A 22562-nucleotide genomic window follows, 5' to 3' on the forward strand; every position below is an offset into this window, starting at 1 on the left:
AATTTGCGGCGCTCGAATGAAGCGTCGTCAGCCCCACAACAAAACAACAGGGCCTCGCCATGCGTATCAAGATTCTCTGCCAGAACCGCGTCGGCATCCTGCGCGACATGCTCAATCTGCTGGTGGACTACGGCATCAACGTCGCCCGCGGTGAAGTTGGCGGCGAGCAGGGCAACGCCATCTACCTGCATTGTCCCAACCTGATGAACCTGCAACTGCAGGCGCTGCGGCCGAAGATCGAGGCGTTGCCGGGCGTGTTCGAGTTGCGCAAGGTCAGCCTGATGCCCAGCGAGCGGCATTCCCTGGAACTCAATGCACTGCTCGGCGCGCTGGAATTTCCCGTGCTCTCCATCGATATGAGCGGTGCCATCGTTGCCGCCAACCGTGCCGCCGCGCAGTTGCTCGGCGTGCGTGTCGACGAGGTGCCGGGCATGAGCCTGTCGCGCTATGCCGAGGACTTTGACCTGCCCGAGCTGGTGCGCGCCAACAAGGCGCGGATCAACGGCCTGCGGGTGAAGATCAAGGGCGACGTGTTTCTCGCCGACATCGCCCCGCTGCAATCCGAACACGACGACAGCGAGGCGCTGGCGGGCGCGGTACTGACCCTGCATCGCGCCGACCGGGTCGGTGAACGCATTTACCAGGTGCGCAAACAGGAGCTGCGCGGCTTCGACAGCATCTTCCAGAGCTCGAAGGTGATGGCCGCGGTGGTACGCGAGGCACGGCGCATGGCGCCACTGGATGCGCCGCTGCTGATCGAAGGCGAGACCGGCACCGGCAAGGAGCTCTTGGCGCGCGCCTGTCACCTGTCCAGCCCGCGCGGGCAGTCGCCGTTCATGGCACTCAACTGCGCCGGCCTGCCCGAATCCATGGCCGAGACCGAGCTGTTCGGCTACGGCCCCGGCGCTTTCGAGGGTGCGCGGCCGGAAGGCAAGCTCGGTCTCCTGGAACTGACCGCCGGCGGCACGCTGTTTCTCGATGGCGTCGGCGAGATGAGCCCACGACTGCAGGCCAAGCTGCTGCGCTTCCTGCAGGATGGCGGTTTTCGTCGGGTCGGCAGCGACGAGGAGGTCTATCTGGATGTGCGGGTGATCTGCGCGACCCAGCTCGACCTGTCCGAACTCTGCGCCAACGGTCAGTTTCGCCAGGATCTGTATCACCGCCTCAACGTGCTGTCGCTGCATATCCCGCCGCTGCGCGACTGCCTCGACGGCCTGCAGCCGCTGGCGCTGCACTTCATCGATCAGGCCAGCCGGCAGATCGGCTGTCCGCTGCCGACGCTCTCGCCGCAGGCGCTGGAGCGCCTGGCCGGCTATCACTGGCCGGGCAACGTGCGGCAGCTGGAGAACACCCTGTTCCAGGCGGTTTCGCTGTGCGAAGGCGGCACCATCAAGCCCGAGCATATCCGCCTGCCGGGCTACGGCGCGGCGCAGCCGCTGGGTGATTTCTCTCTGGAGGGCGATCTGGCGAGCATCGTCGGGCGCTTCGAGAAGGCCGTGCTGGAAGGGCTGCACAAACAGTTCCCGAGCAGCCGTCAGCTGGGCAAGCGGCTCGGCGTTTCGCACACCACCATCGCCAACAAGTTGCGCGAGCATGGGCTGGGCAAGGCGGACGGCTGAGGCCATTCGCCCGCGAGCGGCACGCGTGGCTGCCCCAGGGTCGATCGCTCCCACGCTTTGCGGAAGCGCGGGAGCGATTAGCCAACCCCTGCTGCTGGCCAGTGGGATCAGCGCACGGCCTGGGTCACGGCATCGATCAGCGCCTGCAGGTCGATGGGTTTGCGCAGGTGCAGGGTGAAACCGGCGGCCCTGGCTTTTTCCACGTCGCTCAGCGTGCCGTAGCCGGTCAGTGCGATGCTCGGTGTGTGCATGTTGGCGCCATGGTTGCGGATGATGGACATCATCTTGTGGCCGTCGGTGTCCGGCATGCCGATGTCGGAAACGATCACATCGAACGGGGTCTGCTCGGCCAGTTCGATGCCTTGCGCGCCGCCGTCGGCGGTGGTGACGTTGGCGCCTTCGCTTTCCAGCAGTTCGCACATGGTTTCCAGAATGTCCGGTGAGTCGTCCACCAGCAGGATCCTGATGCCGGTCAGGCCGCCCAGCTCAGCGCCGTTCTGCAGCTCGTTGAGTTCCATTTCGGTCTGCAGGTGAATCGGCAGCCAGACACTGAAGCGCGCGCCGCGGCCGATGCCTTCTGAGTAGGCCTCGATATGGCCGTTGTGCGCTTCGACCAGTTGCTTGACCAGCGCCAGGCCGATACCCAGCCCGTGCTTGGTGCGCTGGGCATGGTGCATTTCCGCCTGGCCGAACATGTCGAACACCTTGGGCAGGAAGTCTGCCGAGATGCCTTGGCCGGTATCGATGACATCCAGCCGCGCCTGGTCACCGTCGCGCTTGAGCTGCATGCAGATGCGCTCGCCGCCCTTGGTGAACTTCCAGGCATTGTTCAGCAGGTTCCAGATGATCTGATCCAGCCGCGTCGGATCCGCCTGGATGTAGATCGGCTCGTCCGGCTTGAAGGCTTCGAACACCACGTTCTCGGCCTGGGCCAGTGGTTCAAACACCGCCTCGATGCCACGCAGCACGTCCTGATAGCGCAGCGTGGCGAAATGCAGCTTGAGCTTGCCGGTGCGGATGCGTGAGACGTCCATCAGGTCGTCGATGATGCGTGATTGGCTGCGCACGGCGTTCTGGATGGCCTGCGTAGCTTTGCGCAGGCTTGGCGATGTCTTTGCAGCCGGCGAGCGCGCAAGCAGGTCGGTGTTGAGCTGGATAAGATTCAGCGGGTGCTTGAGCTCGTGGGAGAGTACCGCGAAGAACTGGTCCTTCTGCAGGTTTGCCGCCTGGATCGTTTCCAATTCGTTCTGCTGTTCGGAGCTTTGCTTGCGCTCCTCGGTCAGGTCGCGGGCGATCTTCGCCAGGCCGATGACCTTGCCTTCACTGTCTACCAGCGGATTGACCAGGCCGCTGAAGAAGCGCTGGCTGCCGTCACGGCGAAGATGCCAGCGTTCGTCAGAGGCTTGCCCATGCTCCAGGGCATGTTTGCGTTCGGTTTCCGGCACGCCGGCCTGGCGGTCCTGTTCGGTATAGAGCATATCGATGCACTGACCGATGGCTTCCTGCTCGTCGTAGCCGAACAAGGTCTGCGCGCCGCGGTTCCACGTGGTGATGATGCCGTCGACGTCCAAGGTGATGATGGCGTAGCCCTTGGTGCTCTGCGCGAGCCGCCGCATGTGCGCTTCGCCGGCTTCGAGCCGCTCTTCGGCGCGGCGTCGATCGGTGATGTCGATGAAGGTCAGCACCGCACCCTGAATACGGTCATCGAGGGTGCGGTACGGCAGGAAGCGCGCCAGATACCAGTGATCGCGCTCGCGGTTGCTGACTTCGCGCTCCACCAGATGCAATTCTTCGAAGGCCTGGGCCGCATCCTTGTGTAGCTGCGGATAGTCGAGGCGATGGGTGATATCCAGCAGCGAGCGCCCGGCGTCGTTGCCGATCACATTGAAGATATCGCGCGTGCGCGGGGTGAACCATTTGATACGCAGCTTGCGGTCGACGAACAGAGTGGCGATGTCGGTCGAGGAGATCAGGTTCTGCAGGTCGTCGTTGATCTTGCTGGTTTCGTCGACCTTCGTTTTGAGCTCGAAGTTGACCGTGGTCAGTTCCTCGTTGATCGACTGCAGCTCTTCCTTGCTGGTTTCCAGCTCCTCGGTGGCCGAGCGCAGCTCCTCGTTGATCGCTTGCAGTTCCTCGTTGGAGGCGCGCAACTCCTCGGTGGAGGTCTCCGAGTGCTCCATGGTGATCTGCAACTGCTCTTTGGTCTGCTGCAGTTCGGTCTCCAGCTGGGTCAGTACGCTGTCCTTGGCTTCCGCTCCATCGCTGGCCCCGGTATCCATGCAGGCTTCGACCTCATCGAAGATGACCAGCACGTACTCGTTACCGGCCTCGTTGTCACGGAACGGCCGCACCACCATGTTCACGTAGAAGCTGCGACCGTCGCGCTCAAGGCGCACCCGGCGCGCTTCCACGCTCTTGCCCGTATGCGTTGCCTGATACAGCGCGGTACGCAGTTCCAGGCGCAGTTGTGGATGGACCAGCGTGGTCAGGTTCAGCGAAGGCTCGCCGCCGACATAGCGCAGGAAGTTGCCCGCCTTATCGGACATGTGCACGATCTCGGCTTCCTGATTGACGATGACGCTGGGTGGTGCGTACTGCTCAAGCGCCCGCTGGTGCACGTCGGCAAAGGAGAACTTCTTGCTGCGTCGGCTCGGCTCGCTGAACGGTGGTTGAGTGGGGGCGGAAAACGAGAAGCCCTGGAAAGGCCCTACCGGAGGCCGACGCAGCGATGCACCCACTTCCCTGGCGCGATAGATGCGGTTCTTTTTATCCACCGGCGTGAACAGCTGGGCGCAGGCGTCGGCGGTTTCAGAGTTGCCAAGGAACAGGTAGCCGCCAGGATTGAGGGCGAAGTGGAACATGCGCAGCACTTCGATCTGGATGTCCTTGTCCAGGTAGATCATCAGGTTGCGGCAGGAGATCAGGTCCAGTCGCGAGAACGGCGGGTCGCGCAGGATGTTGTGGCGGGCGAACAGGATTCGCTCGCGCAGCTCCTTGTGCAGGCGGAACTGATTCTGGTCCTTTACGAAATACTGCCGCAGTCGGGTCGGCGACACGTCGGTCAGGATGGCTTCCGGATAGGCACCGTTGCGCGCGGTTTCCAGAGCGCGGTCGTCGATATCGGTGGCGAACACCTGCAGTTTCAGCTCGCTGCCCGCGCCGGTGATTGCGGCCTGGTCGGCCAGCAGCATGCCCAGTGAATAGGCTTCCTCCCCGGTCGAACAGGCCGCCGACCAGACGCGCAAGGTCTTGTCATCGGTGCCGGCCTTCTGCTCCAGCAGCGCCGGGATGATGTCGCGCTCCAGTGCTTCGAAGGCGTCCCGGTCGCGGAAGAAATTGGTCACGCCGATCAGCATGTCGGCAAGCAGTTCCGGTGTCTCCTCCGGACGGCCCTGCAGGTAGCGCGCATAGCTCGGCATGTCGGGCAGTGCGTTGACCTGCATGCGTCGTTCGATTCGCCGCAGCACGGTTGCCTGCTTGTAATGCCGGAAGTCATGGCCGGTGCGCGTGCGCAGCGCGGCGAGGATCTCGCGCAGCGCCAGTTCGTTGGGTTTGGACTGGATATGTGCGTCGGCGTATTCCACCTCGGCCTGCTCCGCGCCCGCCTGTTCGGTATCGCCGCTGGACAGGCTCGGCTCGTGGCGCGCCAGCAATGCCTGCATGTTGCGGCACAACTCGATCAGTTTCTGCGGCATTTCCGCCACCGGCAGCACGATGTCGACCATGCCGGTTTCGATGGCGCTGCGCGGCATCGAGTCGAACTCTGCGTCCGCAGGGGCCTGCGCCAGGGTCACGCCGCCCTGTTCCTTGATGCGGGCCAGACCGACCGAGCCATCCGAGCCACTGCCGGAGAGTACGATGCCCAGCGCATGGCTATGGTGCGCATCGGCGAGGGCCCGAAAGAACAGATCGATCGCGACCTGGGGCCCGCGTTCGCGGGTCGGGGCGAGCAGGCGCAGATAGCCGTCGTTCATTGACAGATCCATCGCCGGCGGAATCACGTAGATGTGGTTGCGCTCGATAGCCACCGGCCCGCGCACTTGCAGCACCGGCATGCGGGTGAGGTTCTGCAGGATCCTGTCGACATTGCTCTCGTGATTGGGCGAGAGGTGCATGATCACCACGAAGGCCATGCCGCAATCGGCTGGCATGTGTTCGAACAGACTCATCAGTGCCTTGAGGCCGCCCGCGGAAGCGCCGATCCCGACCACTGGAAACTGCAGCGTGCTGCGGGTCAGGGTGTCGTTCTTGGGCGTGGCTGGCTCGGGGCTGGTGCTCATCGGTTCCTCTGTTCTGGCGTTTCCGCGGCGCTGGAAGGGGCAGCAGTCAGAGAATGTCCACCTGGCCTGCGGCACCGCCGAACCGATGATAGGGGTTTGCGCCGTCAATTACTGCCTGGCCGATGTTCAGCACTCGATGATGTTCACCGCCAGCCCGCCGCGAGCGGTCTCCTTGTACTTGCTCTTCATGTCGGCGCCGGTCTGGCGCATGGTGCGGATCACCTTGTCCAGCGAGATGAAGTGGCTGCCGTCGCCACGCAGGGCCATGCGTGCGGCGTTGATGGCCTTCACCGCGCCCATGGCGTTGCGCTCGATGCAGGGCACCTGCACCAGCCCGCCGACTGGATCGCAGGTCAGGCCGAGGTTGTGCTCCATGCCGATCTCGGCGGCGTTTTCCACTTGCTGTGGTGTGCCGCCGAGCACCTCGCACAACGCGCCTGCCCCCATCGAGCAGGCCACGCCGACTTCGCCCTGGCAGCCGACCTCGGCGCCGGAGATCGAGGCGTTCTCCTTGTAGAGCATGCCGATGGCGGCGGCGGTGAGCAGGAAGCGCACCACGCCGTCCTCGTCGGCACCCGGCACGAAGCGCATGTAGTAATGCAGCAGCGCCGGAATGATGCCCGCCGCGCCGTTGGTCGGGGCCGTGACCACGCGGCCGCCGCTGGCGTTCTCCTCGTTGACCGCCAGCGCATAGAGATCCACCCAGTCGAGCACGTTGAGCGCATCGCGCAGGTTGGCCTCCGGGTGCTCGCTGAGCTGGCGGTACAGGCCCGCCGCGCGCCGGCGCACCTTGAGCCCGCCGGGCATCACGCCTTCGGTACGGCAGCCGGCCTCCACGCAGTCCTGCATCACCTGCCAGATGCGCAGCAGTCCTGCGCGGGTTTCGCCTTGTGGACGCCAGACCGTTTCGTTGGCGAGCATCAGCTCGCTGATGGTCAGGCTGTGCGCCGTGCAGTGGGCAAGCAGCTGTGCAGCGCTGTGGAAGGGGTAGGGCAGCGGCGTCGCGTCCTCGACGATGCGGTCGTTGCCGGTGGCGTTTTCATCGATGACGAACCCACCGCCTACCGAGTAGTACTCGCGGCTGCGCACTTGCAGCCCGGCCGCATCGAACGCGCGGAAGACCATGCCGTTGGGGTGGAAGGCCAGCGGCTTGCGGATGAATTGCAGATCATGGCCGACATCGAAGCGAATGGACTTTTCGCCCAGCAGACGCAGCGCGCAGGTCTCACGTATCGCCGCCATGCGCTGAGGAATGTTCGTCGTATCCACGCGTTCCGGCCGCTCGCCTTCGAGACCGAGCAGCACTGCCTTGTCACTGCCGTGGCCCTTGCCGGTGGCACCGAGGGAGCCATACAGCTCGACCTTCAGATGGTCGGTGGTAGCCAACAGTTGGTCCTGCCGCAGCCCCTCGGCAAACAGCAGGGCTGCCCGCATCGGCCCCACCGTGTGTGAACTGGACGGGCCGATACCGATCTTGAACAGGTCGAAGACGCTGAGTGACATGAGGTGCTCCGGGGATAAGGGCTCGTATAAGCCTAGCCCTTCAGGCGCTGGCGAATGTTGATCGCACGCGGCGGCAGTGACGATCGGCCGAGTGTCTTTGCGCCAGGCCTATCTGCCGGCCACTGTCGAACCACCCCAGGGGTTGGCTTCCAGGCTGTTATGCACGGCGGTCGCCGCCTGGGCAGCCTGGCCGATGGCGACACTGATCTGCTTCAGACCCATGGTCACGTCACCGATGGCGTACAGCCCGCGCAGCGATGTCTGGCGGTGCTCGTCGACGTTCACCCCGCCGCACTCGTCGCAGTCGAGGCCAAGCTGCACGGCAAGTTCGGAGCGAAAGCGTGCGCCGAGGCTGGGATAGATGATGTCGAAGTGGTGCCGCTCGCCGCGCCAGGTCAGCAGTTCGATGCCGGTCTCGCAGGGGTGCAGTGACTCGACGCGGTCGCTGATCACGCGGATGGCGTAATGCTCGGCCAGGGCGATAGCCTGATCGCAGGCGTCCTGCTCGCCGTGCACCACCACGGTGACCCGGTCGGTGAAGGTGCGCAGGAACACCGCGTGGCTGATGGCATTCTCCGCTTCGCCATACACGGCGACGTTGTCACCGTCGACTTCATAGCCATCGCAGATCGCGCAGAGCCGGACCTTGCCCTCAGCGATCGCCGTTTCGATGTCAGGCATGTCCGGCAGACTGTCCTCGATGCCGGTAGCCAGAATGATCCGCCGTGTGACGCAGACGTTTTCACCGTAACGCACGCTGAAGCCCTCGGTATGCGGCTCGATATGCTCCACGCGGCCGTGTTCCAGGCGCGCCCCGTAACCGCTGGCCTGCTCGCGCAAGCGCGCCAGCAGGTCGTTGCCGTTGATGCCCGGCGGGAAGCCCGGGTAATTGCGTGAGCGCGGTATCCACGAAGCCCGGCTCGAGCCGGCATCCACGACCAGGCAGCTGCGCCGGAAGCGCGCCAGGTACAGTGCCGCGGTCAGGCCGGCGGGTCCGCCGCCGACGATCAGGCAATCGGTCACTGTTGTGGATGGGTTCGCTTGGTCGGTAGTCATCACATGGCCCGGGGCTGTGGTAGCCAGTAGAAGGCGGTGCCGGCGAGAAGTTCGGCCTAGCCGATGGATGCAATGTTCAGTTTTGCGAGCTGGTCGGAGCTTCAGCCCTTGTGCCAGAGCCTTCGATAGCCAACACTGCGCGGCTCGGTGACCAGGCGGATCCAACCCGTACTGATCGGTCATCGCCATTCCAATAAAGACCAGCCTGCGACCTCACTCGCGGTGCACTGGTCGCCTCGCTACAAACGTCGGCCACGCCTCACCAGGTGACGGCTGAACCACATCGAATCGCAAACACCACTCGAACGGAGCTCACGAGGCGCCGTGCCGAGCCTATTTCCCGTGGGGGTAAACGTGTTCAAGTCTCTGGTTGTTGCGCCGTTCGCGGCGCTGGTTCTCACCCTTTCTCCGCTGATTGCGCAGGCCGCAGAACCCATCGTCATCAAGTTCGCCCACGTGGTGGGGGACGACACCCCCAAGGGCAAGGGCGCACTGTTGTTCCAGACGCTGGTGCGCGAGCGCCTGGCTGGCAAGGTGGATGTCGAGGTGTATCCGAACTCGACACTGGTCGGCGACGCTGACGAGATGCAGGCCTTGCTGGACAACAAGGTGCAGATGCTGGCGCCGTCGCTGTCCAAGTTCATCGAGTACTCGCCGAAGCTGGAAGTGTTCGACCTGCCGTTCCTGTTCGATGACGATGCGGCGGTTGCACGCTTCCAGAAGCGCGAAGCAAGCCGGGACCTGCTGCGTTCGATGGCTGGGCGTGGCATTTATGGGCTGGCCTACTGGAATAACGGTCTCAAGCAGCTGTCGGCCAACCAGCCGCTGCAAACCCCGGCCGATGCGGCGGGGCTGGCGTTCCGCATCCAGCCCTCGCCGGTGCTCGAGGCGCAGTTCGCTGCGGTCGACGCGAAGGCTGTGCGGCTGCCGTTCTCGGAGGTGTCCAAGGCCATGCAGAGCGGTACGGTGCAGGGTACCGAGGGTCCGTGGTCGAACATCCGTGGCCAGAACGCCGGGCTCAAGCAGAGCTATGTCACCGAAACCAATCACGGTGTACTCAACTACATGCTGGTGACCAACTCCGAGTTCTGGACGAGCATCCCCTTTGCCGTACGTTCGGAGCTGGAAAACATCGTGCTTGAAGTGACCCAGACGGTGAATGCCGAGGCTGCGGCCATCAATCAGCGTGAGCGTGAGCAGATTCTCGCCAGCGGCAATACCACACTGGTCACGCTGACCCCGGCGCAGCGCCAGGCCTGGCGCGTGAAGATGCAGCCGGTGTGGAAGTCGTTCGAAGCGCACATTGGCGCGGACATCATGCGCGCCGCGCTGGCCGTCAACCGCCGTTGAGGCTGCCGACTCCGGCCCTGCCTCCGGATCTGTCATCGGAGCGCTCTGCGACGGGCCTTGCCAGGCTCGTCGCAGCGGCTGCCCGTGCGAGCAAAACGCTGTTTCGAGAGCTGGTCGCACTTTCTGGCCTTGTGCCATCCGCGGCGTTCACTAAGACTTTCGTACTAGCTGCGGACGGCCCTCACGCCGTGTTGTCGCAGCTGCATTCCAATAAAGGCCAGCGACGACTGCCGCAAGCGCGTCGATCGGGCTACCTCAGAAAAGACCGGCTGCGCGACGTGTGAGCCGGACCTTTATTCATTTCGACTAACCACTCGAACGGTGCTCACGAGGCGCCTTCGGGCATTTCCCATTGGGGGTCAGATGTACAAGTCTTGTGTCGCTGCGCTGGTTGCAGCGCTGTATTGGTTCAGTGCCCCGGCCATGGCTGCCGAGGCCGAGCCGATCGTCATCAAGTTCGCCCACGTGGTGGCGGATGACACGCCCAAGGGCAAGGGCGCGCTGCTGCTCAAACAGCTGGTCGAGCAGCGCATGGCCGGCAAGGTGAAGGTCGAGGTCTACCCGAACTCGACACTGGTCGGCGATGCGGAGGAGATGCAGGCGCTGTTCGACAACAAGGTCCAGTTGCTGGCGCCCTCGATGTCGAAGTTCGCGCCTTACACCAAGAAGCTGCAGGTCTTCGACCTGCCATTCCTGTTTGACGACGCCGAGGCGCTGCAGCGTTTCCAGAAGCGCGAGGCGGCGCGTCAGCTGCTGCGCTCGATGGCCGATCACGGCGTCTACGGACTTGCCTACTGGAACAATGGTCTGAAGCAGCTTTCCGCTACGACACCGCTGCGCAAGCCGAGCGATGCCAACGGCCTGGCCTTCCGCATCCAGCCGTCGCCCGTGCTCGAGGCGCAGTTCGCGGCGGTCGGTGCCAAGTCCGTCGTGCTGCCATTCGCCAAGGTCTACGAGTCGCTCAAGGGTGGTGTGGTGCAGGGCGCGGAGAATCCCTGGTCGAACATCCTCAGCCAGAACATGCACAGCGTTCAGCCGTACATCACCGAGAGCAACCATGGCGTGCTCGACTACATGCTGATCACCAACAACGATTTCTGGCTGAGCATGCCGTTCGCCGTGCGCTCCGAGCTGGAAGGCATCATCCTTGAAGTGACCCAGGCGGTGAACCGTGAGGCCGCAGCGGTGAACCGGCGCGATCGCGAGCGCATTCTTGCCAGCGGCAGCAGCCAACTGATCACCCTTACACCTGAGGAGCGCCAGGCCTGGCGCGAGCAGATGCTGCCGGTCTGGAAAACCTACGAAGCGGACATCGGCGCCGATCTGATCCGCGCTGCGATGACGGTCAATCGTCGTCGCTGAGACGACGGCGCAGCTCGCCGGCCATGTAGGCCGGCGAGCTGGGGCGTTCAAACCGCTCCCCCTCCTGTTCCAGCCATTCGGCCAGCACTCGCGCATTGTTCTGCTGTTCGTCGCGCGCGGCATATACCAGCGTCAGCGTGCCCCGCTCGGCGAGCTCCAGCAGAGGCCACCAGTGCTCGGGATGTGCCGCCAGCTCGCCGCGGTAGCGCCGGCTGAACTCGTCGAACTGCATCGCGCCGCCCTTGAACGCCTTGCGCAGCTCGACCGATGGCGCGAGGTCCGCTAACCACGCGTGCAGCGCCAGGTTGTCCTTGCGGAGGCCGCGTGGCCACAGCCGATCGACCAGCACACGTTGCCCATCCTCTGGGTCGGCAGGCAGGTAGGCGCGTTTACAGCGGATCATCGTGTGGCACCCCTTCGTTCGTGATGAACAGCTTAGGTGAAGATGCCGCAGTGGTTAGGGTGTATATCACTTTGTAGGGTGTATAAAGAACCACGGCGCACAGGGTTCTGTTTACCCTGTACTTTGATATCACCTTGATTTCATTGGCCTATCCGAACGGCACGTTTCCTGTAGCAGGGAATGGTGGTTACCCCCATTCGCGAAAGGAGCGATGACATGAAAAGCGCAACGGTTCTGATGGCGGCAGCGGTAGTTCTGGCGAGCAGTATGGTCAGCGCGGACGAGGTTCTGGAGGTGCACGAGGATCGTGCGGTTGGCGGTGGTTTCGGCGGGCTCAGTGGCTTCATGCTCGGCGCGGCGGCGGGCGGCCCGATCGGGGCGCTGGTCGGTGGCGGCATCGGCTATCTGGTCGGGCAGGGCGCCCAGCAGGCGGCCGGGCTGGAGCAGACGTTGTACGTGGTAAAACGCGACGATGGCAGTATCAGCCGCATCCGCACGTCCGACGGCGGATTTCTGCAAGGTCAGCACATCGAGCGCAATGGCGCGCAGGTCACCGCGTCGGCGAAATGACTGAGTGGGTAGTCTGCTGGCGCGCGGATGGAGGATGATCGCGGCTGACAGTCATTCAGGAGGTACCGATGAGTTATTCCGTTCTGCATGTGGTGCATCTGCTGGCCGCGATTTTCTTCATCGGTACGCTGTTCTTCGAAGTGATGATCCTCAGCCGTATCCGCCAGCAGATTGGTGAACAGATCATGCCGCTGGTGGAGCGCGCCGTTGGCGCCCGCTCGCGGGTCGTGCTGCATTGGGTGGTGCTGTTCGTCTATGGCGCGGGTATCGGCCTGGGCTGGTATCACCGCCAGGCGTTGGCCGATCCGTTCGCCAGCAGCTTCGCCACGCTTCTGTCGTTGAAGGTTCTACTGGCTATCGGCGTGTTCTTCACCTTCGGCCTGGTGGCGATCCTGCTGCGCAAAGGCCGCATGACGCCGACGCGTTACCGCGCCATTCACTGGGCAATTCTGCTGCAGATGATCGGTATCGTGCTGCTGGCCAAGGGCATGTTCTACGTGCATTGGTAAGGCTGAGCACATACCAGTTTCACCAGCGACAGTCATGACCACGGTCAATTCGACCGAAGCTTCGCTTCCTGCTTATCGCGCCTGATTCAGTCGCCGCAGCCTCGTTGCTTTAGCGGCAGCGGGGTCTATGGTGGCTGCATCGTTTCCCGATCAGCAGAGGTTAGCCATGGATTTCGCCTACAGCCCACGCGTCGAGGCGCTGCGCCAACAGCTGCGCGCCTTCATGGACCAGCACATCGTGCCGCGCATCGGCGCCTGGCACGCGGAGGTGGCGGCCGGACAGTATCCGGTGTCGTTCATGGACGACCTCAAGGCGCTGGCGCGTTCGGAAGGGCTGTGGAACCTGTTCCTGCCGTCGCTGCGCGAGGATGAGCCGGGCATGGGCCTGAGCAATCTGGAGTACGCTCCGCTGGCCGAAATCATGGGTCGCGTGCACTGGGCCTCCGAAGTGTTCAACTGCAACGCGCCGGACACCGGCAACATGGAGCTGCTGCACATGTTCGCCACGCCGGAGCAGCGCCAGCGCTGGCTCGGGCCGTTGCTCGAAGGCGAGATCCGCTCGGCCTTCGCCATGACCGAGCCGGATGTGCCGTCCTCCGATGCCACCAACATCCAGACGCTGATTCGCCGCGATGGCGACGACTACGTGATCAACGGCCGCAAGTGGTTCATCACCAACGCCTCGCACCCCAACTGCAAGCTCTTGATCGTCATGGGCAAGACCGACCCGGACGCCGAAACCCATCAGCAGCAGAGCATGATCCTGGTGCCGTTCGACACACCCGGTGTCGAGCTGGTGCGCAACATTCCGGTGATGAACCACATCGCCCCGGAGGGCCACAGCGAGCTGCTGCTGCGCAACGTGCGGGTGCCGGCGAGCAATCTGCTGGGCAAAGAGGGCGACGGCTTCATGATGGCCCAGGCGCGCCTCGGCCCTGGGCGCATCCACCACTGCATGCGCTCGATCGGCATGGCCGAGCTGGCGCTGGAACTGATGGTCGAGCGCTGCCAGGAGCGCAAGGCGTTCGGCAAATACCTGCAGCAGTATTCCAACGTCGCCGACTGGATCGCCGAATCGCGCATCGAGATCGAACAGGCGCGACTGCTGGTGCTCAAGACTGCCTGGATGATCGACGAGGTCGGCGCCAAGGCAGCGCGCAAGGAAATCTCGATGATCAAGGCGCTGGTGCCGCGCATGCACATCAACGTGGTCGACCGCGCGATCCAGGTCTACGGCGCCATGGGCCTGACCCCGGACACGCCGCTGGCCGACATGTGGACCGGTGGCCGCGCCCTGCGCTTTGCCGACGGCCCGGACCAGGTGCATCTGCGTAGCATCGCCAGGATGGAAATCAAGGCCAGTGAAGCCACGCGCGGTGCGACGGCGGCCTATCTAACCCCACCCGGTCGTCACTGAGCGCGCCGTCCTGCTGGCGGCGTGGGTTCGATCTGCGCCGCCTTCTCCTTCTTGCGCTACCGCACAGAAACGTCCCTGCCACGCCGCCGCCCTCGCATTTGCCCGGTACTGACCTAGGCTTGGTCATAACAACGTCTTCGTTCTCCATCAGGGTGTTTCTTTGACATGGAACAACGAAAGTGGTGGCCCGGCGCGTCCTTGATTGCAATCAAGGGGAGTCCCGTCAGCGGTCACCTACCATTCGCCCCACGTCGACAGTGGATTTAGGTGATCTGATGGTTTCCCGTGGACATTCGTCGCTGGCCGGTACCGCACGTGCCTGGATCAGTAGCTTGCTCATTTTCCTGAGCCTGGCAGTTTGCTCAGTTGCGGTGCAGGCCGTTGAGTACGAAGTCGAGCAGCAGCGCATCGAGCAGTTCTTCCCCGGTGCGAGCATTTCCGAGCCCGAGGGCGACTATCAGGTTCGAACGCTGCGCAAGGGCGACGAGATCCTCGGCTACGCCTTCCAGAGCATCAATGTCACCAAGATTCCGGCCTATTCCGGCAAGCCGATCAACATGCAGGTGCTGCTCGATCCGCAGGGCGTGATCCGCGACGCCTATGTGCTGGAACACCACGAACCGATCCTGCTGATCGGTATTCCCGAGCAGAAGCTGCACGATTTCAATGCCAAGTACGAGGGCATCAAGGCTGACCAGCGCGTCGTGGTCGGCCGCTCCAGCGACAGCAATGCGGTGACCATCGATGCGGTAACCGGCGCCACCGTGACGGTGATGGTGGTCAACGAGGTGGTGATGCGCGCCGCCCATGAGGTGGCCGTATCGCTGGGGCTGATCGAGGCGGGCAACACGGCGCGGCCGAAAATCGCCCTGGTGCGCGAAGACGTTTACCAGCCGGCCGACTGGACCGAGCTGACCGGCAATGGCGCGATTCGCCGACTGCACCTGACGCGCGGGCAGATCGACGAAGCCTTCAAGGGGACCGAAGCCGAAGGTATCGACGAAGCTTCCCCGGAAACTGCCGACGAAACCTTTATCGATCTCTATGTGACAGAACTGAATCCGCCGACCATCGGCCGCAACCTGCTGGGCGACAACCAGTACCGCTTCCTGATGGAAGAACTCAAGCCGGGCGAGCACGCCATCGCCGTGCTGGGCAGCGGTGAGTATTCGTTCAAGGGCTCGGGCTACGTGCGCGGCGGCATCTTCGATCGGGTTCAGCTGCGCCAGTTCGGCGACATCATCAGTTTCCGCGATCTCGACTTCCAGCGACTCAACGATATCTACATCGACGGTGCACCGCGTTTCAGCGAGATGGCGATCTTCATCGTCCGCGAGGCGGCGCGTTTCGATCCGGGCTCGCCCTGGGTGCTGGAGCTGCTGGTGCGCCGGCAGATCGGGCCGGTCAGCGGCATGTTCACCAGCTTCGAGCTGCCCTACCAGATGCTCGACGAATACATCGAGCGGCCGCAGCCCACCGCCGAGGAGCTGGCTGCAATCGAGGAAGCCAACCGGCCGATGTGGGTCAACATCTGGTACCAGAAGACCTTCCAGATCGGCGTCATCCTCGCGGCGCTGGGCCTGCTGACGGTCATCCTGTTCCTGCAGGACAAGTTCACCCAGAAGCCGCAGTTCCTGCACTGGCTGCGCCGCGGCTACCTCGTGTTCACCGTGGTGTTCATCGGCTGGTATGCGCTCGGGCAGCTGTCGGTCGTCAACGTGCTGACCTTCGTCCATGCGCTGTTCCAGGATTTCCGCTGGGAGCTGTTTCTCTCCGATCCGGTGATCTTCATCATCTGGACCTTCACCGCTGCCACCATCCTGCTCTGGGGTCGTGGCGTGTTCTGCGGCTGGCTGTGCCCGTTCGGCGCGCTGCAGGAGCTGATCAACGAGGCCGCGCGCAAGCTGAAGATTCCGCAGTACGAGCTGCCCTTCGCGGTGCACGAACGGCTCTGGGCGATCAAGTACATCATCCTGCTGGTGCTGTTCGGCATCTCCCTCGAGTCGATGATGATGGCCGAGAAGGCCGCCGAGGTTGAGCCGTTCAAGACCGCCATCACCCTCAAGTTCGACCGTCAGTGGTGGTTCGTCACCTACGCGGTGTTCCTGCTGGTCATCAACATCTTCACCCGCAAGGTGTACTGCCGCTACGTCTGCCCGCTGGGCGCGGCGCTGGCGATTCCGACCAAGCTGCGTCTGTTCGACTGGCTCAAGCGCCGCAAGGAGTGTGGCGACCCATGCCAGCTCTGCGCCAAGGAGTGCGAGATCCAGGCGATCCATCCGGACGGCCGCATCAATGCCAACGAGTGCCACTACTGTCTCGACTGCCAGATGACCTATCACAACGAGAACAAGTGCCCGCCGCTGGTGAACAAGAACAAGCGCAACAAGCGCGGCAAGAAAGCGCCGGCCTCCGCCGAGCTGATTCCCGTGGTGCAAGTGGTGGAACCCTGAGCCGTCGCCGCTGGCGAGGTGCTCGATCGATGTGTTTGAAGCAGATGTCCCAAAGGAGCGAAACCCCATGAGTGACAAGAGCAAGAACAATCCCGAGGTACTGGAGAAGGGCGGCATGAGCCGTCGCGGTTTCCTCGGTGCCAGCGCGGTAACTGGCGCGGCCGTCGCGGCCACTGCCTTCGGTGGCGCGGTAATGAGCCGCGAGTCCTGGGCTGCAGCGGTAAAGAATGCGCAGCAGAACATCCACGTCGCCCCGGGCGAGCTGGATGACTACTACGGCTTCTGGAGCGGCGGCCACCAGGGCGAAGTCCGCGTGATGGGCATCCCGTCGATGCGCGAACTGATGCGCATCCCGGTGTTCAACGTCGACTCGGCGACCGGCTGGGGCCTGACCAACGAAAGCCGCGCGATCATGGGCGACAGTGCCAAGTTCCTCAACGGCGACTGCCACCACCCGCACATCTCGATGACCGACGGCAAGTACGACGGCAAGTACCTGTTCATCAACGACAAGGCCAACACCCGCGTCGCACGTATCCGCCTGGATATCATGAAGTGCGACAAGATGCTGACCGTGCCCAACTGCCAGGCGATCCACGGTCTGCGTCTGCAGAAGGTGCCCTATACCAAGTACGTGTTCGCCAACGCCGAATTCGTCATCCCGCACCCGAACGACGGCAAGGTCTTCGATCTGCAGGATGAGAACAGCTACACCATGTACAACGCCATCGATGCCGAAACGATGGAGATGGCCTTCCAGATCATCGTCGATGGCAACCTCGACAACACCGACATGGACTACACCGGCCGCTTCACCGCAGCCACCTGCTACAACTCGGAGAAGGCCTACGACCTCGGCGGCATGATGCGCAACGAGCGCGACTGGGTCGTGGTGTTCGACATCGAGGCGGCGGAGAAAGCGGTCAAGGCCGGCAAGTTCACCACCCTCGGCGACTCCAAGGTGCCGGTGCTCGATGGTCGCAAAAAGGGCGACAAGGACAGCGAGTTCACCCGCTACATCCCGGTGCCGAAGAACCCGCACGGCTGCAACACCTCGTCCGATGGCAAGTACTTCATCGCCAACGGCAAGCTCTCGCCGACCGTGTCGATGATCGAGATCGCCAAGCTGCCCGATCTGTTCGCCGGCAAGCTGAAGGACCCGCGCGACACCATCGCCGCCGAAGTGGAACTGGGCCTCGGCCCGCTGCACACCACCTTCGACGGTCGCGGCAACGCCTACACCACGCTGTTCATCGACAGCCAGGTGGTCAAGTGGAACATGGCCGACGCGGTACGCGCCTACAACGGCGAGAAGGTCAACTACATCAAGCAGAAGCTGGACGTGCACTATCAGCCGGGCCACATCCATGCCTCGCTGTGCGAAACCAGCGAGGCCGATGGCAAATGGCTGGTGGCGCTGTGCAAGTTCGGCAAGGACCGCTTCCTGCCGACCGGCCCGCTGCATCCGGAGAACGATCAGCTGATCGACATTTCCGGCGACGAGATGAAGCTGGTGCATGACGGCCCGACCTATGCCGAGCCGCACGACTGCATCATGGCCCGCCGCGACCAGATCAAGACCAAGAAGATCTGGGACCGCAACGACCCGTTCTTCGCGCCGACGCTGGAACGCGCGAAGAAGGACGGCATCAACCTGGACGCCGACAACAAGGTCATCCGTGACGGCAACAAGGTGCGCGTGTACATGACCTCCATGGCGCCGGCGTTCGGTGTGCAGGAGTTCACCGTCAAGCAGGGCGACGAAGTCACCGTGACCATCACCAACATCGACCAGATCGAAGACGTGTCCCACGGCTTCGTCATGGTCAACCACGGTGTGAGCATGGAGATCAGCCCGCAGCAGACCTCTTCCATCACCTTCGTGGCTGACAAGCCTGGCCTGCACTGGTACTACTGCAGCTGGTTCTGCCATGCCCTGCACATGGAAATGGTCGGCCGCATGCTGGTCGAGCCTGCGTAAGCTGGTCGAACCATCGCCCCTAAGCCGGGGGATGGTTCAGTGATTGCGCAACGAGCCTCGGTGCTGCCGAGGCTCTTGCCGCAGTGTTACCCGCCTGGAAGCTGAAGAAGGTCAAAACGCAGTGTTCAAAGCTCAGGCTATTTTCTCGCGGTACTCGGCGGCAGTTTCGCTGCTGCTCTTATTCAGCGGTGTGGCCCAGGCGGCACCGCAACCAATCACAACCCTTCCGCTGCAGCCCGACGGTGAAAACCGCTGGCGCTTGCCTGCCGGTGAATATCAGGGGCAGTTCACCATCGAGCAGCCCATGCAGCTGCGTTGCGAGCCGGGTGCAATCATCCAGTCGCAACGGCAGGGCAGCAGCCTGCTGATCAGCGCGCCCGACGTGCTCGTCGATGGTTGCACGCTGCGCGAGTGGGGTGCTGACCTCACCGCCATGGATTCTGCGGTGTTCATCCTGCCTGCCGCCGAACGCGCGCAGATCAGCAACAACCGGATGCGTGGTCCCGGGTTTGGCGTATTCGTCGACGGCACCAGCGACGTGCAGGTGCTCGGCAACCAGATCGACGGTGACGCGAGTGTTCGCTCGCAGGACCGCGGCAACGGCATCCACCTGTTTGCGGTGAAGGGGGCGCGGATCGTCGGCAATCAGGTGCGCGACGTGCGCGACGGTATCTATATCGATACCTCCAACGGCAATCATCTGGAAGGCAACGTCATCGAGGATGTCCGCTACGGCGTGCATTACATGTTCGCCAACGACAACAGCGTGATCGACAACATCACCCGGCGTACCCGTACCGGTTATGCGCTGATGCAGAGTCGCAAGCTGATCGTCACCGGCAACCGCTCCGAGCAGGATCAGAACTACGGCATCCTGCTGAACTACATCACCTACTCGACGATAAAGGACAACTTCGTCAGTGACGTGCAGCGCGGCGATACCGGCGGCGACAGCATGATCAGCGGTGGCGAGGGCAAGGCGCTGTTCATCTACAACTCGCTGTTCAATACCATCGAGAACAATCACTTCGAAAAGAGCTCGCTGGGTATTCACCTGACTGCGGGTTCGGAAGACAACCGTATTTCCGGCAATGCCTTCGTCGGCAATCAGCAGCAGGTCAAGTATGTGGCCAGCCGCACCCAGGAGTGGTCGGTAGACGGCCGCGGCAACTACTGGAGCGACTACCTCGGCTGGGACCGCAACAACGACGGCCTCGGCGATGTCGCCTACGAACCCAACGACAACGTCGACCGCCTGCTCTGGCTCTACCCGCAGGTGCGCCTGCTGATGAACAGCCCGAGCATCGAGGTGCTGCGCTGGGTGCAGCGGGCCTTCCCGGTGGTCAAGTCGCCGGGTGTGCAGGACAGCCATCCGCTGATGAAGCTGCCCACTGAAAAACTCCTTACCGAAAAGCAGGAACCAACGTCATGAACGCCGTCGAGATCCAAGGCGTAAGCCAGCGTTACGGCAGCATGACCGTGCTGCACGATCTGAACCTGAACCTCGGTGAAGGTGAGGTGCTGGGGCTGTTCGGCCATAACGGCGCGGGCAAGACCACCAGCATGAAGCTGATTCTCGGCCTGCTCGCGCCAAGCGAAGGTCAGGTGAAAGTGCTCGGCCGCGCGCCGAACGATCCGCAGGTGCGCCGCCAGCTCGGCTACCTGCCGGAGAACGTCACCTTCTATCCGCAGTTGAGCGGCCGCGAGACCCTGCGCCACTTCGCCCGCCTCAAGGGCGCGGCACTGACCCAGGTAGACGAGTTGCTCGAACAGGTCGGCCTGGCCCATGCCGCCGATCGCCGGGTGAAGACCTATTCCAAGGGCATGCGCCAGCGCCTCGGCCTGGCGCAGGCGCTGCTCGGCGAACCGAAGCTGCTGCTGCTCGACGAGCCGACCGTGGGCCTTGACCCGATCGCCACGCAGGACCTCTACCAGCTGATCGACCGCCTGCGTCAGCGTGGCACCAGCATCATCCTCTGCTCCCATGTGCTGCCGGGCGTCGAGGCGCACATCAACCGCGCGGCGATCCTCGCCAAGGGCCGCCTGCAGGCAGTCGGCAGTCTGTCGCAACTGCGTGCCGAGGCCGGTTTGCCGGTGCGCATCCGCGCCAGTGGCGTCAGCGAGCGGGACAGCTGGCTGCAGCGCTGGACCGACGCCGGGCACAGTGCCCGCGGCCTCAGCGAGTCGAGCCTGGAGGTGGTGGCAGTCAACGGCCACAAGCTGGTGCTGCTGCGGCAGTTGCTCGGTGAAAGCGAGCCGGAGGACATCGAAATCCACCAGCCATCGCTGGAAGACCTCTATCGCTATTACATGGAGCGCGCCGGCGACGTGCGCGCGCAGGAGGGTCGCCCATGAACCAGGTCTGGAACATTGCCCGCAAGGAACTCAGCGACGGCCTGCGCAACCGCTGGCTGCTCGCCATCAGCCTGCTCTTCGCCGTGCTCGCGGTGGGCATCGCCTGGCTCGGCGCCGCGGCCTCCGGCCAGCTCGGCTTCACCTCGATTCCGGCGACCATCGCCAGCCTGGCGAGCCTGGCCACCTTTCTGATGCCGCTGATCGCGCTGCTACTGGCCTATGACGCCATCGTCGGCGAGGACGAGGGCGGCACGCTGATGCTGCTGCTGACCTACCCGCTGGGACGCGGGCAGATCCTGCTCGGCAAGTTCGTCGGCCACGGGCTGATTCTTGCCCTGGCGGTGCTGATCGGCTTCGGCTGTGCGGCGCTGGCCATCGCTCTGCTGGTCGATGGCGTCGAGCTGGGCCTGCTGCTCTGGGCCTTTGGCCGCTTCATGATCTCCTCGACACTGCTCGGCTGGGTGTTCCTCGCCTTTGCCTACGTGCTCAGTGGCAAGGTCAATGAAAAATCCAGCGCCGCCGGACTGGCGCTCGGCGTGTGGTTTCTCTTCGTGCTGGTGTTCGACCTGGTGCTGCTGGCACTGCTGGTGCTCAGTGAAGGCAAGTTCAACCCGGAACTGCTGCCCTGGCTGCTGTTGCTCAACCCCACCGACATCTACCGGCTGATCAACCTGTCCGGCTTCGAGGGCAGCGGCAGCGCCATGGGTGTGCTGTCGCTGGGTGCCGATCTGCCGGTGCCGGCTTCGGTGCTCTGGCTATGCCTGCTGGCCTGGATCGGGGCTTCGCTGCTGCTGGCCTACGGCATCTTCCGCCGTCGTCTGACCTGAATATCGAGATCTGAGGAAACGAATTATGAACGCACTGCATCGCATCGGCGCCGGAACGCTCTTCGCCCTGGCGCTGGCCTTCACGCTGGCCGGCTGTGGGGAAAAGGAGGAGGTCCAGCAGTCGCTCGAGCCGGTGGCCTTCCATGACAGCGATGAATGCCACGTCTGTGGCATGATCATCACCGATTTCCCTGGCCCCAAGGGGCAGGCGGTAGAGAAGGGTGGGGTGAGGAAGTTCTGCTCGACGGCAGAAATGCTCGGCTGGTGGCTGCAGCCGGAGAACCGTCTGCTCAATGCCAAGCTGTACGTGCATGACATGGGGCGCAGCGTCTGGGAGCACCCGGACGATGGTCATCTGATCGACGCAACCAGCGCCTACTATGTGGTCGGCACTTCGCTCAAGGGCGCCATGGGCGCTTCCCTGGCGACCTTCGCTGAGGAGCAGGCTGCCCTGCGTCTGGCTGAGGAACACGGCGGCCGCGTATTGCGCTTCGATCAGATCGATCAGGCGCTGCTGCAGGAAGCCGCGAGCATGCAGCATGGTGGCATGCACGGGCACATGCCCAGCGATTCACACAACGCACACAGCGGTCACTGAGCTCAGGGCTGCAATCGATTTTCGGCACATCCGAGGTAAGCACAAATGATGGGTATCAGCGTCTGGCAACTTCTGATCATTCTCCTGATCGTGGTCATGCTGTTCGGCACCAAGCGCCTGCGTGGCCTGGGTTCCGACCTGGGCGGCGCGATTAGCGGTTTCCGCAAGTCGGTCAGTGACGGCGAAACCACTGCCCAGGCCGAAACGGTCAAGCAGGAATTGAAGTAAACCCGCCCCACCGAGGCTGCTCGGGCAGGCACCTGCCTGAGCGTGTCGGCA

17 protein-coding genes are annotated in these 22562 nt (G+C 63.4%); 13 read left to right on the forward strand and 4 right to left on the reverse strand.

The window, feature by feature from the left end:
* The first annotated feature begins 59 nt into the window (after window positions 1–59).
* Entirely contained in the window at window positions 60–1619 is a 1560-nt protein-coding gene (locus PSEST_RS03830; RefSeq protein ID WP_015275721.1) for a sigma-54-dependent phenylalanine hydroxylase transcriptional regulator PhhR, read from the forward strand.
* 107 nt (window positions 1620–1726) lie between these two features.
* Here the strand turns inward: PSEST_RS03830 and PSEST_RS03835 are convergent, their stop codons facing one another.
* The 3 genes from PSEST_RS03835 to PSEST_RS03845 form a co-directional block, all read right to left on the reverse strand.
* The gene (locus PSEST_RS03835; RefSeq protein WP_015275722.1) at window positions 1727–5899 is read right to left on the reverse strand and encodes a CheR family methyltransferase; all 4173 of its coding nucleotides are present in this window, start codon (window positions 5897–5899) and stop codon (window positions 1727–1729) included.
* 126 nt (window positions 5900–6025) lie between these two features.
* Window positions 6026–7402 (reverse strand): L-serine ammonia-lyase, encoded by a 1377-nt coding sequence (locus PSEST_RS03840; protein ID WP_015275723.1) that lies wholly within the window; start codon window positions 7400–7402, stop codon window positions 6026–6028.
* Between the two features lie 108 nt (window positions 7403–7510).
* Window positions 7511–8458 carry an NAD(P)/FAD-dependent oxidoreductase gene (locus tag PSEST_RS03845; RefSeq protein ID WP_015275724.1) on the reverse strand — a complete coding sequence of 316 codons (948 nt, stop codon included), beginning with the start codon at window positions 8456–8458 and terminating at the stop codon, window positions 7511–7513.
* Window positions 8459–8812: 354 nt separating this feature from the next.
* On the opposite strand from PSEST_RS03845, the gene PSEST_RS03850 reads away from it, so the two are divergent.
* Together PSEST_RS03850 and PSEST_RS03855 are read left to right on the forward strand one after the other, a co-directional pair.
* The gene (locus PSEST_RS03850; protein WP_041756892.1) at window positions 8813–9808 is read left to right on the forward strand and encodes a TRAP transporter substrate-binding protein; all 996 of its coding nucleotides are present in this window, start codon (window positions 8813–8815) and stop codon (window positions 9806–9808) included.
* 363 nt (window positions 9809–10171) lie between these two features.
* Entirely contained in the window at window positions 10172–11170 is a 999-nt protein-coding gene (locus PSEST_RS03855; protein WP_015275726.1) for a TRAP transporter substrate-binding protein, read from the forward strand.
* Here the strand turns inward: PSEST_RS03855 and PSEST_RS03860 are convergent.
* A complete protein-coding gene (locus PSEST_RS03860) occupies window positions 11154–11573 on the reverse strand; it encodes a DUF488 domain-containing protein (RefSeq protein WP_015275727.1) in 420 nt (139 codons plus the stop codon). The two genes, PSEST_RS03855 and PSEST_RS03860, sit on opposite strands and share 17 nt — an antisense overlap.
* Window positions 11574–11789: 216 nt before the next feature.
* Here PSEST_RS03860 and PSEST_RS03865 point away from each other — a divergent pair, with 216 nt between their 5' ends.
* From PSEST_RS03865 to tatA, 10 genes are all read left to right on the forward strand, one after another.
* Window positions 11790–12143: a hypothetical protein gene (locus PSEST_RS03865; RefSeq protein WP_015275728.1), complete on the forward strand. Its 354-nt coding sequence runs from the start codon at window positions 11790–11792 to the stop codon at window positions 12141–12143.
* A 68-nt stretch (window positions 12144–12211) separates the two neighbouring features.
* Window positions 12212–12652 (forward strand): CopD family copper resistance protein, encoded by a 441-nt coding sequence (locus tag PSEST_RS03870; protein WP_015275729.1) that lies wholly within the window; start codon window positions 12212–12214, stop codon window positions 12650–12652.
* A 166-nt stretch (window positions 12653–12818) separates the two neighbouring features.
* Window positions 12819–14069 carry an acyl-CoA dehydrogenase family protein gene (locus PSEST_RS03875; RefSeq protein ID WP_015275730.1) on the forward strand — a complete coding sequence of 417 codons (1251 nt, stop codon included), beginning with the start codon at window positions 12819–12821 and terminating at the stop codon, window positions 14067–14069.
* A gap of 275 nt (window positions 14070–14344) precedes the next feature.
* Window positions 14345–16522, forward strand: a complete 2178-nt coding sequence (nosR, locus tag PSEST_RS03880) for a transcriptional regulator NosR (RefSeq protein ID WP_015275731.1) — start codon at window positions 14345–14347, stop codon at window positions 16520–16522.
* Between the two features lie 67 nt (window positions 16523–16589).
* Window positions 16590–18503 (forward strand): TAT-dependent nitrous-oxide reductase, encoded by a 1914-nt coding sequence (gene nosZ / locus PSEST_RS03885; RefSeq protein ID WP_015275732.1) that lies wholly within the window; start codon window positions 16590–16592, stop codon window positions 18501–18503.
* Window positions 18504–18624: 121 nt separating this feature from the next.
* Window positions 18625–19935 carry a nitrous oxide reductase family maturation protein NosD gene (locus PSEST_RS03890; RefSeq protein WP_015275733.1) on the forward strand — a complete coding sequence of 437 codons (1311 nt, stop codon included), beginning with the start codon at window positions 18625–18627 and terminating at the stop codon, window positions 19933–19935.
* Window positions 19932–20858: an ABC transporter ATP-binding protein gene (locus tag PSEST_RS03895; RefSeq protein WP_015275734.1), complete on the forward strand. Its 927-nt coding sequence runs from the start codon at window positions 19932–19934 to the stop codon at window positions 20856–20858. Before PSEST_RS03890 ends, PSEST_RS03895 begins: the two co-directional genes overlap by 4 nt.
* Window positions 20855–21685: an ABC transporter permease gene (locus tag PSEST_RS03900; protein WP_015275735.1), complete on the forward strand. Its 831-nt coding sequence runs from the start codon at window positions 20855–20857 to the stop codon at window positions 21683–21685. Before PSEST_RS03895 ends, PSEST_RS03900 begins: the two co-directional genes overlap by 4 nt.
* 25 nt (window positions 21686–21710) lie before the next feature.
* On the forward strand, window positions 21711–22283 hold the full coding sequence (locus PSEST_RS03905) for a nitrous oxide reductase accessory protein NosL (protein ID WP_015275736.1): 573 nt from the start codon (window positions 21711–21713) through the stop codon (window positions 22281–22283).
* Between the two features lie 45 nt (window positions 22284–22328).
* The gene (gene tatA / locus PSEST_RS03910; protein WP_015275737.1) at window positions 22329–22511 is read left to right on the forward strand and encodes a twin-arginine translocase TatA/TatE family subunit; all 183 of its coding nucleotides are present in this window, start codon (window positions 22329–22331) and stop codon (window positions 22509–22511) included.
* The last annotated feature ends 51 nt before the right edge of the window (window positions 22512–22562 follow it).

The sequence above is a fragment of the Stutzerimonas stutzeri RCH2 genome (genome assembly GCF_000327065.1).
Classification (GTDB): Bacteria; Pseudomonadota; Gammaproteobacteria; order Pseudomonadales; family Pseudomonadaceae; genus Stutzerimonas; species Stutzerimonas stutzeri_AE.